Below are 14432 nucleotides of genomic sequence, written 5' to 3' on the forward strand. Positions count from 1 at the left end.
TGCACTTATAAAACATAGATTTAGAAGGAATAGGGTAAGAAATATAGAAGTAATGATAAAGGAGAGGATTTTGATGGGATATATCTTGCCGTACTTACCCATTCAGCAGATGCAATATGCCAGTAGGATGGAAAAAGCCGAAAGAGGATTACCTGTTGTTGCTAGTGTTCCTCCTATTCAAAATGAAGATGTACGTTCCTTTCAGCAAAAGAAGAGTTTAACTTTTGAAGAAAAAAACAGCTTTAATCAAATTTTAAGTGAAATAGAAGGTAAAGGACTCATAATCAACGAAACCATATGATGGTTTCTTTTTTTGTTCATAACATAAAGACTTGGAGTGTTTATCATGGAATTCGTTGAACTTTCAACAGGATGTTATTATTTTAAGGGTGCTGTTAATATAGGGTATATCGTGTCTGAAGATAAGAACAAAGGTATGTTAATAGATGCTGGCCTAGAATCATCAGCAGCGAAAAAAGTGATAAAGCAACTTCGAAGTGAAGAGCTTCCGTTAACTCATCTATTTATTACTCATGCACATGCCGACCATTTTGGCGGAGCTTTTTATATACAACAAAACTATGATGTACATACAATCGCGCCTGCACTAGAAGAAGCGATCATGAGTAATCCAATACTAGAACCGATCTATTTATCTCAAGGAAATTCCCCGTTAAGAGAAATGCGGAATAAATTTTTAGAAGCACCAGCTATACGAATTGATGAAATTTGTTCAGAAGGCTATTTAGAAGCATTTCCAGAAGTTCAAATTATACATCTTCCTGGTCATAGTTATAATCAACATGGTATCTTGTTCCGTGGTATTTTATATGCAGCCGATGCTTTTTTAGGAAAAGATGTGCTCCAAAAGCATAAGATTCCTTTTATAGTTGATGCAAGTGAAAACATAGCAACCCTTCACAAGTTAAAGATGATGCATGTAGAAGGAATGGTACCCGGACATGGTAACGATGTAACCGAGTACAAAGATGTTATTCAAAATAACATCCTTATCCACGAGAAAATTACGTTAGACGTTCAGAATGTTGTTAACCAATCAGGTAATTCTGGAATATCATTTGAGAATATCGTAGCGTCCATGCTAACGAAATACGAAGTTGAACCGGCAAATTTAGGTTCATATTCTTTGTTTCGAACGGCCATCTCTGCACATGTTATTCAATTGCTAGCGAACGAAAGTGCAGTATATAAGATAACTGGTGGCAAACTTGTTATTTTTTCGGCTTTGTACAAGGCATGATTAACAATTTACCTTCTGAGAATTCTGCATATACAACTTCTTTTATATCCGAATAGCCTTGTTTGTGAATTTGTTCTAAAAGTTTATTTCTTGAAAGCCCTGCTGTTGAAAGGTTATCGTGGTTTAGTTCACCATCTAATATGAGAGTAATCGGTAATTCTGGCTGCTCCTGACTTTGTAGGTTCAAATCCTGTCTGTTTGGCGGGCCGTATTGGTATTTAGGCAATATACTTAACGATCCGTTAGATTCTAAAATGGCATACTCGACTTCTCTTAAACCAAAAAATCCTTTTTGTCTTACTAAGTTTTGAAGTTGGTTGATGTCTAGTTTACTCTTTTTTAGCATATCACGATCGATCAGTCCGTTCCGTATGACGATAGTGGGTGCGCCTTCTAAAAATTTTCGTGTTCCCTTAAATTTCTGAGAAATAATTTCAACAATATAAACCATGGATCCCCAAACCACAATCGCATACAAGATGACGAATATAGAAGTCTCATCATCATACATAGCATTACCAACTAATTCACCCAAGAAAATCGATGAAATAAAATCAAAGGGTGTTATTTGTGAGATCTGCGTTTTTCCTAATACTTTTGTTAACAAAAAGAGAGCGATAAACCCTACGATTAGTTCGGTCGTCAATTGCCCAACATGAATGTCCATGAACCTTAGTCTCCTCAACGTACGTATTATTGTACAGTTTTGACGAAATTAGAGGGGAATAAACAATAAAAGCATTGAAATCGCCACTACGACGACTTCAATGCTTTTTTCATGGCTACATGCGGAATGTTAGCATCAAGAAAGGGTTCTTTTGAGGTTGTTACATAACCAAGCTTTTTATAAAAGTCTTCTGCTTGAGTTTGAGCATATAATATAAGGCTTGGTAAAGATCGTTCGACGGCAGCTGTTTGCATAGCGTTCATCAATTCTTCTCCCAGTCCTTTTTTTCGATGAGAAGATAAGATGCATACACGTTCTACTTTGCCTTCTCCATTAACTTCACGAAGTCTAGCCGCACCAACTGGTTTGTCTCCATCGTAAAGAACAAAATGCAGGGACGCATCTTCATTGTTATCAATCTCTTCTTTTTCATCAATCTGCTGTTCGCGAACGAAAACATCTTTTCTTACAGCTAGTGCATCTTGAAAACCTTGCTCGTTCGTTGTATACGTTTTAATCAATCTTATTAAACTCCTTTTCCAAGTCGAAATGTTTCATAGACCGTCCATGATCCGTTATCCAGTTGATAGAGAAGTTGGAAACGGTCGATTCGTTCTTCATGTTCGATGTCTATCATACGTAATCGTTCCAAAACGTCTGAATGTTCTTCATCAGATAGTTTTTGTCCAAGTGTTAAATGCGGTACAAAATTGTATGGTTGTTGATGTTCAAGCGGACCAGAATATAACTGCTCATGCAGTGATTTAATTTCATCAGCTTCATTAACTTTTAGAAAAATAACATTGTTAACAGGATGGAAAGATCCTACTTTATTAATCAAGATAGAAAAAGGATCTATATTCTTTGCAACAGAAGAAATATAAGAAATTTGTTCTTGTATTTCTTCCTCAGTTGCCTCATAAGGCTCCTTAAGCGTAATGTGAGGTGCGATAAGGGCATAATGCGGGTCATACCGCTTTCGGTAGGAATTCACTTTATCTTGTAGATTTTTTGATGGAAAAATTGCGATACCGTATTTCATATTTCTTCCTCCCTCATCTTTTGAACTAGTATACCAAATATTCTATTTATTTCCCACAGTTACTGGTCACTGTAAAGAAACCTTAACGCGGGAATTAAGTCTTTCTGCCAATTTACCCAGAGATGATTTCCTTGAAACTCGGCGTATTCATAATCCAGAGCCAAATTATTCAGTAGCTTATTCAGTTGTCTGTTAGGCGTTAAAAAATCTTTCGTTATTCCTTCAGGATTCGTAAATTGCTCTTCTTCATCACCTATTGAGTGATAAATGGTCAACGTTTGCATTTGTTCGATCGATGCAACGGTCTCAATAAGACTTTCAGGAACGTAAGGAGATTGTACGATTACTTTACCGAACGTGTTTGGATATAGAATACTAAGCTTAAATGCTATGTAACCACCTAGAGAATCACCGATTAAGCCCATACCCGCACCAAGTTGGAGTGTGTTAAACTTCTCATTAAGGTAAGAGGTAAGTTCGAATGCCATGAATCGGATGTAATTTTCGTGTTTTTCTCCTGTTGGATCATATTTTGCTTTTCGGTCTTCAATGCCTTTATGATTAACACCAACAATGATACAGCTCTGCAAATTTTCTTCTTCCATCAAACGATCAGCGGTTTTAGCCAGCTTTCCTAACTGAAAGTAATCTCTGCCATCTTGGGCAATTAGGATCGGGTACTTCACGAGTGGAGTAAACTTTGCAGGCAAATAAATGAGTAAATCAATTTCTTCATCCAAGTAGTTGCTATATATCTTATCATCTGTGATTGAACCTTTAAGTATGGCCATAAAAAGTACCTCCTGTGCTGACAAATCTTTGAATTATAAGCGTTTTCATTCAACTCGTATTATTGTATCACATAATGATATAATGAAAGAATCAATTCGTTTTGCCAAAAGAGATCGAACATTTAGAAGAGGTGAAGTCTGTTGAATAATAGAGTGCACAGTCGAGAAGTTGAAGCAGCTGCAAGAAGGTTGTTGAATGAAAGAGGCGTCACAATTCCTGAAATCGCTGAGATTGTATATGAAATGCAGATTCCATTTTCACCTGGCTTAACGAAAGAAGAGTGTATAGAAAGCGTCGACGCTGTTCTTATGAAGCGCGAGATTCAGCATGCTATTCTAGTCGGAGTAGAACTTGATATACTTGCGGAACAAAGAAAGTTATCTGAACCCCTTCAAAGTATCGTTGAACAAGATGAAGGATTGTTTGGTGTAGATGAAACAATCGCACTTGGAGCGGTTTTCGGTTATGGATCGATAGCCGTTACAACTTTTGGGCACCTAGACAAATTTAAGATGGGGATTATTCAAAAACTAGATACAAAGATTGCGAATGGTAAAGTGCATACATTCTTGGACGATCTTGTTGCAAGTATTGCAGCCAATGCATCAAGTCGACTCGCACACAGACTTCGAGATAAGCAGGAGCGGCTTGATCTGGAAGAGATTAAGATTCGTGATGAGGAAGAGAAGATTGGATAATATATAAAGAAAAAGCAAAAACACGCCTATTTTGTGGCGTGTTTTTGATATCAATTAGAAAATATCAACAGATACAATGTCTAAAAGAGGGAACTTTGTTTGTGCTGCGTTATTAATGCGTGCATAATCTGATTGTACTTCATCAATTTGTACGCTTGGAAAGAACCTACCGGCTACGATTAAATCTACTACTACATCTCCATTAGCAAGTGTAATAAGGATTGATCGAATAGTTCTGCTTGTAACTGTAGGTGTATTTGTTGAAAGCAAAATTAAATTTTGATCAATAGCAGCAATAGACGTAAATGGAATATATTGATCTAAGGTGGTACTAGTTACTCGAATGTAATCTGAACCAACTTCTCTAATCGTTACATTTGAAAGAAATGGGGCTGCCAAACCAGGAACATAAATATCAACGGTGAAAACTCTAGCAAATTCAATAATACGGTCTCTGAAGTCTATGCTATTCACTTCAGGCGTTATACCAGCTCCAGCTGCATTATCAATGCTTCCCACTTCAAACAAATTGATTAATGCATTAATACCAGTAGCTGCGTTAAACACACGAAAAAAGTTACCACCAATTTCTCGAATTGACACATTAGAAAAAGGTGTTGCATTATTACCAGTAATAAATACATTCACTAGATTTTCACTTGCTAAAGGGATAATTCTACTTCTTAGCGTGCGGCTTTGGATGATCGCCATATGATTCACCTCCTTGCCGGAACAAACTTTTATAGCAAGACGATGCTCATTATAAAGATTCCATACTATAATCTATTAATTAAGAACGAAAGTGTGTGGTGTATTATCTTGCGTTCAACATAGGTAAACGCATATTTATTGATTAATAGGCTAGTATCCTATCATTTTAGAAATAAATTAATATGCTATTTAGTATCTGGTATACAGATTGATTTATTTCATAAATGGATGGGAGGTCAGTAATGATGGGTGACTCATTATTCCACGGAAAAGAAAAATGTTCAAAGCATGATCACACAAGCGGGTGTGACAGCTGTGTTTGTGATTTCTTTCGTGATTTATCCGATGACATTAATTTTTGTAGCCAAAACATAAACAACTTCCTTGTCATCGTTTTAAAAGGAATTGGACCGTTAAGTTTGAACGGGACGACGGACCCTACTTTGTTTAGATTCGTACGTTATGAAGACAGAAAGTGCTGTGTTGTGCTTTCTTATGAAGTAACTACGGCAACTGGAACAGCTACTCGTAATTTACTAGTTAACTGTAAAGACATCATAGCTGTAACTTGTGTACAAGACGGCGATCTTGCTGCGGGTACGTTCAACTAATCGTTGATTCAGCCGGGATACTCTCCCGGTGTTTACATATAAAACAAGAGAAGACATAATTTTTTGCTGAACCTAAAGAAAAGTGTTGTCAAAACTTCTAAAAAGCATATATAATAATTTTTGTTGGACAAAGACATTGATTCGATAGCTCAGCTGGGAGAGCGCTACCTTGACAGGGTAGAGGTCGGGGGTTCGAACCCCTCTCGAGTCACCATACATAATAAGCAAACCTCCTTAGCGATAAGGAGGTTTTTTGATTAATATTATTTTATCCTAAGATGTTACAACAATAAAAACACTCCAGAAATAAATACCCCTGTAATGATCATCATAACAAGACCGTATCCCATGATGTCTTTTGCTTTTAATCCAGCGATAGCTAGTGCAGGAAGCGCATAGAATGGTTGGATCATGTTTGTCCATGCATCACCCCAAGCTACAGCCATAGCCGTTTTTGATAAAGAAACGCCTAAGTTTTGAGCTGCTTCTAACATAACAGGTCCTTGTACCGCCCATTGCCCTCCGCCAGATGGAACAAAAAAGTTTACAAGGCCAGCACTCCATAATGTAAATAAATGAAAAGTATGTTCGTTTGAAAAGGAGATAAGCATGTTGGACAAAACTGCAACTAGTCCTGATGAAGTCACGATACCCATTAAACCTGCATAAAAAGGAAACTGAATGATAATACCGCTCGCGTTTTTCACAGCATCCGTAACCGCTTTCAGAAATAACCTGGGTGTTTTATGTAAGATAATACCGATGAATAAAAATAAAAAGTTTACAATATCCAGATTTAAGGTAAAGCCATTTTTTGTGAAATAATAGACTAGGTATGAGATGCCAAGAAGCCCGATAAGGATAGATAATAACTGACTATTCTCAAGTCGATCAGCGGGTGTTTGAAGTGATTCTTCTTTACTTACTGCTTCAAGAGAATCCTTTTCTTCTAACAATGCGGGATCGATTACAAACGCTTTTTCACTTGGAGGGACCATTAATCTGTTTATAATCGGTACCATGATGAAAAGACCTGCAAGAATGATAAAGTTGAACGATGAAAAGATCGTCTCACTCGTTGGAACAACTCCCATAATATTTTCAGTAAAGTGTCCAGGTGTAGCAATCGTTAATACAACAGAGCCCGAAAGACCTCCACTCCATATGATAAAGCCACTATAAGCACTTGCGATTAATAACCGGTAGTCCACGCCTTTTACTTTAAGTGCGATCTCTTTTGCGAACAGTGCACCAATAATAAGACCGAAGCCCCAATTGATCCAGCATGCGACGAGTGCTACTAACGTTACGAGAATAATAGCTTGTCCTGGTGATTTAGGTAACTTTGCTAGTGAACCTAAGAGTTTCTTAAATAATGGTGAACTTGCCATCACATGACCGGTCACTAATATTAACACCATCTGCATAGAAAACGTTAATAAACTCCAAAACCCTGTACCCCAAAAATTAACGATTTCTACAGGGGTGCTATCTGTCGCAAATAAAGCTAGGCCACATACGAAGAATGTTAGTAAGATGACTAACAAAAAGGGGTCAGGCATATACCTTTGCATCAATCTGTTTGAAAACGAAATTAATAGTCTCAAATTTTTTTCTTCCTCTCCTTAAATGATATTTAAATAATATGTATTTCAAGAGAAGTTCGATTTATTTCTACAAAATCCTTTTTATTCTTATTGATAAATGGACGAACTTTTTAAGTCGTCCTACATAAAATATAGAGAAATAGGATATAAGGTTTTTGAAAGGAGAACATTTTTTTGGCTTTATTTAAACGCCCTGGCATTTTTGCCAAAAAGGGAATGGTTCCTAATATGGGTGCGATGGGACCTACAATGGGAGCAATGGGACAGATGGCCCCTACGATGGGAGCTATGGCACAGATGCCACAGATGGGTGGATGTGGATACCCAGCGGTCTCACCATCTCAATACTATCCTCCACAAGTTATGCCTGCACAGTTCAGTCCTACGAATCAACAAGTCCAATATAATCAGCAAGATGTATATGTTCCGATGATTCATCCGACTCAAACGACTCAAGTCAATCAGATGAACTACAAATATGTACATTACTTCCCGCAGAACACGAACGTCGTAAACCAAGCAACGCAGCAAAACCTTTGTGGAACGGTACAACCAATCATGGCACCTTGTCCTCCGCCATGCCCACCGCCATGTGGCCCATGTGGTCCTTGGAGAAAGAATTAACAGTGAAGCTGTCGACTTTGTCGGCAGTTTTTCTATTCTATTTTTGTATGAATTTGTGTGAAAATAATCCGGTATGGGGAATGAATAGACTAGTACATATAAATTTATGGAGGTTATGAAAAATGAGCAGTGATAAAAAGGTTGTAATCGTTACAGGAGCAGCAAAAGGGATAGGAAAACAAATCGCGATTGATTTTGCCAAAGCAGGCTATATCCCTTCATTAATAGACTTTGACAAAAATGAACTTGAATCAACTTTGGCTGAAGTTAAATCAATTGAAAAGAGAGCAATTTCGATAACATGTGACGTTAAGAATCCTGAAGAGATCATGCATGCAGTTGCAGAAACACATGATCAATTAGGTGACATTCAATGCCTGATTAACAATGCTGGTCTTTCGAAATGGAAATCTCCCTATGAATTATCTGTAGATGAATGGGATGACATTTTGAACACAAACTTAAGAAGCGTATTTCTTTTTTCAAGAGAAACAGCCAAGTACATGTCTAAATCAGGTGGAGGATCCATTATCAATATGGCTTCCACTCGTGCAGCGATGTCTGAGCCACATTCTGAAGCATATGCGGCGACTAAGGGCGGAATCGTTGCTTTAACTCATGCTTTAGCAGCATCATTCTCTGAAGATTTTATTACCGTAAACTCTATAAGCCCTGGCTGGATACATACAGGGAATTATAAGGAGTTGCGTGAAGTTGATCATGATCAGCATCTCTCAAAAAGAGTGGGTATGCCAGCTGATATTTCAAGGGCATGCTTATTTTTAGCGCAGTCTGACAATAATTTTATTACCGGGGAAAATATTACGATCGATGGCGGGATGACTAGAAAAATGATTTATGAACATTAATGTTTCCTATAGGGAAAAAGATTGCTCTAGACCCACCCGGAAGCCATTCTTTATGATGTAAAAGGTATTATTTAACGAAGGAGAATAGAGAATGCAATCTGATCAGCAAAGAAGAGTGGAACGCGGTGTTTATCTTAGTTTAGGAGCATATATTTTTCTATCCATTGTAAAATTAGTAGCAGGTATTTTCTTTAATTCAGATGCATTAGTTGCAGACGGATTAAACAATGCTACAGATATAATCGCATCTATCGCCGTATTAATAGGGCTGAAAATTTCAAGAAAACCAGCAGACGAGGACCATCCTTATGGTCATTTACGGGCAGAAACGATTGCATCAATGGTTGCATCGTTTATCATGGTTGTAATTGGAATAGAAGTATTGATATCTTCTATTAAAAAGATGTTTAACGGAGTGGAAACAGAGCCTTCCTTGACGGCAGCCTTGATCGCGCTGTTTGGGGCAGCAGTGATGATCATTGTTTATTTGTATAATATTAAGGTAGCTAAAGAAACAGACAGCCAAGGGTTAAAAGCAGCCGCTCTTGATAACCGTTCAGACGCTTTTGTTAGTATTGGAGCAGCAGTCGGAATCTTTGGTGCACAGATCGGCTTGCCTTGGCTAGATCCTGCCGCAGCCGTTCTAGTAGGTCTTATCATCATTAAAACAGGTTGGGAGATTTTCACTGAAACCTCCCATAACCTATCAGATGGCTTTGATTATGAAGAAGGCAAAGAAATGGAGCATAAGATTCTTGATGTTGAAGGTGTAGAGAACGTGGGAGACCTGAAAGCTCGTAAACATGGTAATCGAGCGATTATTGATGTAACGATTAAAGTCGATCCTTCCCTTAATGTAGTGGAAAGTCATGAGATCACAGAAAAGATCGAAGACACGATCAAAGAAGCTTATAATGTCGAAAGCATACAAGTTCACGTTGAACCAGAGGACGGTAAGAACAAAGATAACCCATTAAAGTGAAGAAGACTGAATAAATTCGATCCGATTTCCAAAGGGATCTCGTATCGTAAACCTAGAAAATCCTGGAATAGGAAGTTCTTCTTGAATCTGAATGTGGTGGAGAGAAAGATGTTCCTTGAAGCGTAAGAGGTCATCAACGAAAAATGCGGGATGGTGTTTACCTTTGTAAACCTGATCTTCCACTCCGATGTGTAGTTGTTGATGACCGAACTGAAACCACATCCCGCCATTTCTTCGAAGCGCCTCTGGTTTTGGGATTTCTTCAAGTTGCAGAATTCCTTCATAAAAAGCTCTTGCTTCCTCTTCTTTACCACGAGGAATACATAATTGGACATGATGGATACCAGTTATTTTCATGTTGGATTACCTCCATTGAATGATTAATTGAAGAATAAGCAGAACAGTTACAGTCCTCATAAGGATTGTAACTTGTTTTGTTTTTAAACGAGGTGCTAGTTTTACAGCAGCCTGCGCTCCACAGATACTTCCGATCGTAAGCGGTATGGCTACGTTCCACATGTAATGGCCAGCATATAAGTAGGTGAACACAGCTCCCGTACAGCTTAAGAACGTATTAAATCGTGTAAACGAAAGGGTGCGAATATATGTAAAGCCGTTACGCAAAAAAAGCTGCATCTGTAAGGTTCCCTGACCTGGACCAAATAAGCCGTCATAAGCTCCGATACCAAAAAGATAAGGATATTTACTGGGTGGAAGTTTTTTTATTTCATGTTCAGGATCCGCATCTCTTTTTGTTTTTAGAAAAGTTAAAAACAGTGCACCTGTGAGTAAGAAAAGAGCGATGATGGTTAGAGTTTCTCTAGGGATTGCGGAAGCAGTCAAACCGCCAGCAACGCCTCCTAGTAGACTGATAACACCTGATATGAGATAAGGAGAAAGCTTCGTATCACCTTTTCGTAAAAGAACAAAAAAGCTGGAAAAAGAACTGAACATGTTGGCGAATTTATTCGCTGCGATCGCAGAGTGAACAGGAACGCCTAACAATAACATGATCGGAAAATTGATCATGCCGCCACTTCCAGAAAGGGTGCCGATAAAAGTAGCGATAAAACCCACGAATATAAGGATATACAATGTTTTCACATCCCTTGATTTTCTCTTTACATATCTATCCTATGTTAAGGTATACTTAAAATAAATTACATAAATTAGATATTTTTCAATAAGTAAAACTTATCAACATGAAAGGAGCAATGATGCAGTTATCTGAGTTTCGTATATTAAAAGTTCTTGCTGAAGAATTAAATATGAGGAAAGCTTCTGAGCGGTTATATGTGTCTCAACCTGCTCTGAGTCAGAGGCTTCAAACCATTGAAAACAATTGGGGAACCATCATTTTTATTCGTTCTCAAAAAGGATTGAATTTAACACCTTCTGGAGAAAAGATTCTAGCTTTTGTGACAGAAGTGCTTCAAAAAGAAGAGCTTGTAAAAGAAGAGCTTCAATCCCTATCAGAACATGTTCACGGTACATTGAAGCTCGCGGTTGCTTCCATCATCGGTCAATACTGGTTGCCTCATGTGTTAAAAGAATATGTGAATCTTTATCCTCATGTAAATATCTCACTTATAACGGGTTGGAGTTCCGAGATCATCAAGCATCTTTATGAAGATAAGATCCACCTTGGAATCGTAAGGGGAAATCCAGAATGGAGAGGAAGTAAAGAACATATTTTGTCGGACCATTTATATTTGGTAGATACGACGATCTCATCTCTTGACGAACTTTCGGATACGACTAAACCATTTATTCAATTTAAGAGTCACTCAACGTACTATCAAGAAATACAAGATTGGTGGCATACTCATTTTAAAACGACACCGCAAAAAACGATTGTTGTTGACCAGATTGAAACATGTAAGCAGATGGCTCTAAATGGTATTGGTTATGCGATTCTACCATCAATCAGTCTTCAGCCAGAGGACGACTTCTATAAGATTCCATTAACAGATAAAAAGGGTAATGCCATTAAACGGGATACATGGCTCATTCATCACGGCACAGGATCGGAGCTCAAACAGGTGAATGTGTTTATGGATTTAATCCGAAAACTAACGAATGAATAACGTTTGAATCTTTCTATATTTAGTGGTTTAATACAATACAGAATGACTTTTAAGGAGGAACTACCAAACATGAAAATGATGGATGCAAACGAAATTATCTCATTTATCCAAAACGCGACAAAATCTACACCAGTAAAAGTTTACGTAAAAGGTAATCTTGAAAATATCGATTTTGGGAAAGAAACAAAAGTGTTCCCTTCAGGTAACACAGCTGTCCTATTCGGTGAGTGGAAAGATATTGAAGCTGCTCTAAAAGCAAATGAGAGTAACATTGAAGACTTCGTGATTGAAAATGACCGTCGCAACTCGGCGATTCCTTTATTAGATATGAAGAACATTAAAGCTCGTATCGAACCAGGTGCAATCATTCGTGATCAAGTTGAGATCGGTGACAATGCTGTAATCATGATGGGTGCTTCTATTAATATCGGAGCAGTAATTGGTGAAGGCACGATGATCGATATGAACGTGGTACTTGGTGGACGCGCTACTGTTGGTAAGAACTGCCACATCGGTGCAGGAACTGTGCTTGCGGGTGTAATCGAACCACCTTCTGCAAAACCAGTTGTTGTAGAAGATGATGTAGTCATTGGAGCAAACGCAGTGGTACTTGAGGGTGTAACAGTAGGTAAGGGTGCAGTAGTTGCTGCAGGTGCGATTGTAATCGAAGACGTAGAACCATACACAGTGGTTGGTGGAACTCCAGCTCGTGTACTTAAGAAAATCGACGAGAAAACAAAATCAAAAACAGAGATCAGACAAGAGCTTCGTCAGTTAAACGACTAATTAAGTGTAGGGGATGAGAAAAGATGAAATCGTTGCTTGAGATAAGAAAAGACTTGCACCGTATACCGGAGCCGGGATTTTTAGAGTTTAAAACTCAGAGATATATCCTTGATCTCATCTCCACTTTTCCTCAGAATCATCTTGAAATTTATACATGGGAAACGGGCATATATGTAAAAGTAATCGGTAGAAATCCTTCTAAAACGATCGCTTATCGAACAGATATGGATGGACTGCCAATTGTCGAAGAAACCGGCTATGATTTCTCATCTCTTCATGAAGGAATGATGCATGCCTGCGGACACGATCTTCATATGACGATTGCGATCGGTTTATTGTCTCATTTTGCACAAAACCCAATAGATGACCATCTGTTATTTATTTTTCAGCCTGCTGAAGAAGGACCAGGCGGAGCTCTCCCGATGAGAGAGAGTGATTTGTTTCAACAGTTGAGACCTGACATAATCACAGCGCTTCACATTGCTCCGGAATATCCGGTCGGCACCATCGCTGTAAAGGAAGGATTATTATTTGCGAATACATCCGAACTTTTCATCGATCTGGTCGGAAAAGGCGGTCATGCAGCTTATCCGCACTTAAGCAATGACATGGTAGTTGCTGCTAGTCACTTAGTTACACAGATGCAGTCGATCGTTTCACGAAATGTTGATCCACTCGATTCAGCTGTTGTTACCATCGGCAAGATAACCGGTGGAACGAAGCAAAATATCATTGCTGAAAAAGCAAGACTCGAAGGCACCATTCGAACTTTATCTCCAGAAGCGATGGATAAGGTTAAAAAGCGGATCGAAGCTCTAGTTGAAGGTATTTCTCGCGGGTATGAATGTGAGACGATGATTGATTATGGTTCAAACTATCGACAAGTAGATAACGAACCGATCTTAACAAGAGAATTCATGGAATTTGCTAAACAGCAAGGAGCTGTGAATGTTTTTGAATGCAAAGAGGCTATGACAGGTGAAGATTATGGATACTTCTTAGAGAAGATTCCTGGTTTCATGTTCTGGCTTGGAGTCGATACCCCGTATGGTCTTCATCATTCAAAACTAAAGCCGCAAGAAGAAGCGATAGGACATGCGGTAGATCTATTAATTCAATATTTCATATTCAAAGGAAATAGAAATTAAAACGGCCAACTTGGCCGTTTTTTTTTATTGCTCGTTTCCCAGTTGTAAGCTTCCTAATGACACTAATTCCGCGGATATAACTTTCAATCCAGAAATTTTAACCTTCAATCCAAAATTTAATACACAATCCACAAGTTTCAGTGCTCAATCCAAAAGTTTTTATGATTTATCCACGAGTTGATGCATAACGCCATATATTTGCCATGCCTGTCTTGCTAGCAACACTTCATTGTTCGTTACATATTCCCAATATGAGTTGGAAACATTAAGAAAGGTAAGGAGGTGGGAATATGGCTAGAATTGGTGTTGAACAATCGTTATCAAATGTCTCAGATGCTTTGCGATCTAAAGGTCATGACGTTGTAGAACTTCGTCAAGAACAAGACGCGAACGGCTGTGATTGCTGTGTAATTTCCGGACAGGATCAAAACGTTATGGGCATTCAAAATGCAGTAACTCAAGGTTCTGTTTTGAACGCTCATGGTATGTCAGCAGATGAAGTATGTCAGGCTGTTGAGAGCAGATTACAATCATAACACTCCTGGGG

Annotated in this window: 19 protein-coding genes and 1 tRNA gene; 12 read left to right on the forward strand and 8 right to left on the reverse strand. The window is 38.3% G+C overall.

The features are described 5' to 3' along the window. Positions 1 to 73: 73 nt before the first annotated feature. Positions 74 to 301 (forward strand): hypothetical protein, encoded by a 228-nt coding sequence (locus tag ABE65_RS07685; protein WP_066393205.1) that lies wholly within the window; start codon positions 74 to 76, stop codon positions 299 to 301. A gap of 45 nt (positions 302 to 346) precedes the next feature. Then, the gene (locus tag ABE65_RS07690; RefSeq protein WP_066393207.1) at positions 347 to 1261 is read left to right on the forward strand and encodes an MBL fold metallo-hydrolase; all 915 of its coding nucleotides are present in this window, start codon (positions 347 to 349) and stop codon (positions 1259 to 1261) included. Here ABE65_RS07690 and ABE65_RS07695 read toward each other — a convergent pair. From ABE65_RS07695 to ABE65_RS07710, 4 genes are all read right to left on the reverse strand, one after another. Beyond that, the gene (locus ABE65_RS07695; protein WP_066393213.1) at positions 1233 to 1928 is read right to left on the reverse strand and encodes a DUF421 domain-containing protein; all 696 of its coding nucleotides are present in this window, start codon (positions 1926 to 1928) and stop codon (positions 1233 to 1235) included. The genes ABE65_RS07690 and ABE65_RS07695 overlap by 29 nt on opposite strands. Positions 1929 to 2014: 86 nt before the next feature. Continuing rightward, a complete protein-coding gene (locus tag ABE65_RS07700) occupies positions 2015 to 2449 on the reverse strand; it encodes a GNAT family N-acetyltransferase (RefSeq protein ID WP_066393215.1) in 435 nt (144 codons plus the stop codon). A 5-nt stretch (positions 2450 to 2454) separates the two neighbouring features. After that, positions 2455 to 2970: a YjcG family protein gene (locus ABE65_RS07705; RefSeq protein ID WP_066393216.1), complete on the reverse strand. Its 516-nt coding sequence runs from the start codon at positions 2968 to 2970 to the stop codon at positions 2455 to 2457. Between the two features lie 59 nt (positions 2971 to 3029). Beyond that, entirely contained in the window at positions 3030 to 3761 is a 732-nt protein-coding gene (locus ABE65_RS07710) for an alpha/beta hydrolase (protein WP_066393217.1), read from the reverse strand. Between the two features lie 141 nt (positions 3762 to 3902). Here ABE65_RS07710 and ABE65_RS07715 point away from each other — a divergent pair, with 141 nt between their 5' ends. Further along, positions 3903 to 4460 carry a phosphatidylglycerophosphatase A family protein gene (locus ABE65_RS07715; protein WP_066393218.1) on the forward strand — a complete coding sequence of 186 codons (558 nt, stop codon included), beginning with the start codon at positions 3903 to 3905 and terminating at the stop codon, positions 4458 to 4460. Between the two features lie 54 nt (positions 4461 to 4514). Here ABE65_RS07715 and ABE65_RS07720 read toward each other — a convergent pair whose 3' ends face one another. After that, positions 4515 to 5171, reverse strand: coding sequence for a hypothetical protein (locus ABE65_RS07720; RefSeq protein WP_066393221.1), 657 nt, complete (start codon positions 5169 to 5171; stop codon positions 4515 to 4517). 242 nt (positions 5172 to 5413) lie between these two features. Here ABE65_RS07720 and ABE65_RS07725 point away from each other — a divergent pair, with 242 nt between their 5' ends. Beyond that, complete coding sequence (locus tag ABE65_RS07725) at positions 5414 to 5782, forward strand: hypothetical protein (protein WP_156499142.1); 369 nt, start codon at positions 5414 to 5416, stop codon at positions 5780 to 5782. Positions 5783 to 5920: 138 nt separating this feature from the next. Then, positions 5921 to 5996: transfer RNA gene (locus ABE65_RS07730), tRNA-Val, on the forward strand. A 67-nt stretch (positions 5997 to 6063) separates the two neighbouring features. On the opposite strand, the gene ABE65_RS07735 is transcribed toward ABE65_RS07730, so the two are convergent. After that, positions 6064 to 7389: a short-chain fatty acid transporter gene (locus tag ABE65_RS07735; protein ID WP_066393226.1), complete on the reverse strand. Its 1326-nt coding sequence runs from the start codon at positions 7387 to 7389 to the stop codon at positions 6064 to 6066. A 174-nt stretch (positions 7390 to 7563) separates the two neighbouring features. On the opposite strand from ABE65_RS07735, the gene ABE65_RS22210 reads away from it, so the two are divergent. From ABE65_RS22210 to ABE65_RS07750, 3 genes are all read left to right on the forward strand, one after another. Then, positions 7564 to 8013, forward strand: a complete 450-nt coding sequence (locus ABE65_RS22210; protein WP_066393228.1) for a CotD family spore coat protein — start codon at positions 7564 to 7566, stop codon at positions 8011 to 8013. 122 nt (positions 8014 to 8135) lie between these two features. Beyond that, positions 8136 to 8882 carry an SDR family NAD(P)-dependent oxidoreductase gene (locus ABE65_RS07745; protein ID WP_066393231.1) on the forward strand — a complete coding sequence of 249 codons (747 nt, stop codon included), beginning with the start codon at positions 8136 to 8138 and terminating at the stop codon, positions 8880 to 8882. Positions 8883 to 8973: 91 nt separating this feature from the next. Next, positions 8974 to 9864, forward strand: a complete 891-nt coding sequence (locus tag ABE65_RS07750; protein ID WP_066393233.1) for a cation diffusion facilitator family transporter — start codon at positions 8974 to 8976, stop codon at positions 9862 to 9864. Here the strand turns inward: ABE65_RS07750 and ABE65_RS07755 are convergent. Further along, positions 9856 to 10221, reverse strand: coding sequence for a VOC family protein (locus tag ABE65_RS07755; protein ID WP_066393236.1), 366 nt, complete (start codon positions 10219 to 10221; stop codon positions 9856 to 9858). The genes ABE65_RS07750 and ABE65_RS07755 overlap by 9 nt on opposite strands. 6 nt (positions 10222 to 10227) lie before the next feature. Further along, entirely contained in the window at positions 10228 to 10959 is a 732-nt protein-coding gene (locus tag ABE65_RS07760) for a sulfite exporter TauE/SafE family protein (RefSeq protein WP_066393239.1), read from the reverse strand. Between the two features lie 122 nt (positions 10960 to 11081). Between ABE65_RS07760 and ABE65_RS07765 the strand changes: the two genes are divergently transcribed. The 4 genes from ABE65_RS07765 (at position 11082) to ABE65_RS07780 (ending at position 14421) form a co-directional block, all read left to right on the forward strand. Continuing rightward, a complete protein-coding gene (locus tag ABE65_RS07765; protein WP_066393243.1) occupies positions 11082 to 11951 on the forward strand; it encodes a transcriptional regulator CcpC in 870 nt (289 codons plus the stop codon). Between the two features lie 69 nt (positions 11952 to 12020). Continuing rightward, positions 12021 to 12737, forward strand: coding sequence for a 2,3,4,5-tetrahydropyridine-2,6-dicarboxylate N-acetyltransferase (gene dapD, locus ABE65_RS07770; protein ID WP_066393246.1), 717 nt, complete (start codon positions 12021 to 12023; stop codon positions 12735 to 12737). Positions 12738 to 12760: 23 nt separating this feature from the next. Next, positions 12761 to 13885: an N-acetyldiaminopimelate deacetylase gene (locus ABE65_RS07775; RefSeq protein WP_066393256.1), complete on the forward strand. Its 1125-nt coding sequence runs from the start codon at positions 12761 to 12763 to the stop codon at positions 13883 to 13885. 290 nt (positions 13886 to 14175) lie between these two features. Then, entirely contained in the window at positions 14176 to 14421 is a 246-nt protein-coding gene (locus tag ABE65_RS07780) for a YkuS family protein (protein WP_066393257.1), read from the forward strand. The last annotated feature ends 11 nt before the right edge of the window (positions 14422 to 14432 follow it).

Source organism: Fictibacillus phosphorivorans (assembly GCF_001629705.1).
GTDB classification, from domain to species: Bacteria; Bacillota; Bacilli; order Bacillales; family Fictibacillaceae; genus Fictibacillus; species Fictibacillus phosphorivorans_A.

What these genes read in the sequence shown, in the direction of transcription:
- ABE65_RS07750 (WP_066393233.1), top strand. Translation starts at nt 8,974, where the DNA reads ATGCAATCTGATCAGCAAAGAAGAGTGGAACGCGGTGTTTATCTTAGT.
- ABE65_RS07710 (WP_066393217.1), bottom strand. Translation starts at nt 3,761, where the DNA reads ATGGCCATACTTAAAGGTTCAATCACAGATGATAAGATATATAGCAAC.
- ABE65_RS07765 (WP_066393243.1), top strand. Translation starts at nt 11,082, where the DNA reads ATGCAGTTATCTGAGTTTCGTATATTAAAAGTTCTTGCTGAAGAATTA.
- ABE65_RS07725 (WP_156499142.1), top strand. Translation starts at nt 5,414, where the DNA reads ATGATGGGTGACTCATTATTCCACGGAAAAGAAAAATGTTCAAAGCAT.
- ABE65_RS07705 (WP_066393216.1), bottom strand. Translation starts at nt 2,970, where the DNA reads ATGAAATACGGTATCGCAATTTTTCCATCAAAAAATCTACAAGATAAA.
- ABE65_RS07745 (WP_066393231.1), top strand. Translation starts at nt 8,136, where the DNA reads ATGAGCAGTGATAAAAAGGTTGTAATCGTTACAGGAGCAGCAAAAGGG.
- ABE65_RS07755 (WP_066393236.1), bottom strand. Translation starts at nt 10,221, where the DNA reads ATGAAAATAACTGGTATCCATCATGTCCAATTATGTATTCCTCGTGGT.
- ABE65_RS07780 (WP_066393257.1), top strand. Translation starts at nt 14,176, where the DNA reads ATGGCTAGAATTGGTGTTGAACAATCGTTATCAAATGTCTCAGATGCT.
- dapD (WP_066393246.1), top strand. Translation starts at nt 12,021, where the DNA reads ATGAAAATGATGGATGCAAACGAAATTATCTCATTTATCCAAAACGCG.
- ABE65_RS07690 (WP_066393207.1), top strand. Translation starts at nt 347, where the DNA reads ATGGAATTCGTTGAACTTTCAACAGGATGTTATTATTTTAAGGGTGCT.
- ABE65_RS07720 (WP_066393221.1), bottom strand. Translation starts at nt 5,171, where the DNA reads ATGGCGATCATCCAAAGCCGCACGCTAAGAAGTAGAATTATCCCTTTA.
- ABE65_RS07775 (WP_066393256.1), top strand. Translation starts at nt 12,761, where the DNA reads ATGAAATCGTTGCTTGAGATAAGAAAAGACTTGCACCGTATACCGGAG.
- ABE65_RS07685 (WP_066393205.1), top strand. Translation starts at nt 74, where the DNA reads ATGGGATATATCTTGCCGTACTTACCCATTCAGCAGATGCAATATGCC.
- ABE65_RS07695 (WP_066393213.1), bottom strand. Translation starts at nt 1,928, where the DNA reads ATGGACATTCATGTTGGGCAATTGACGACCGAACTAATCGTAGGGTTT.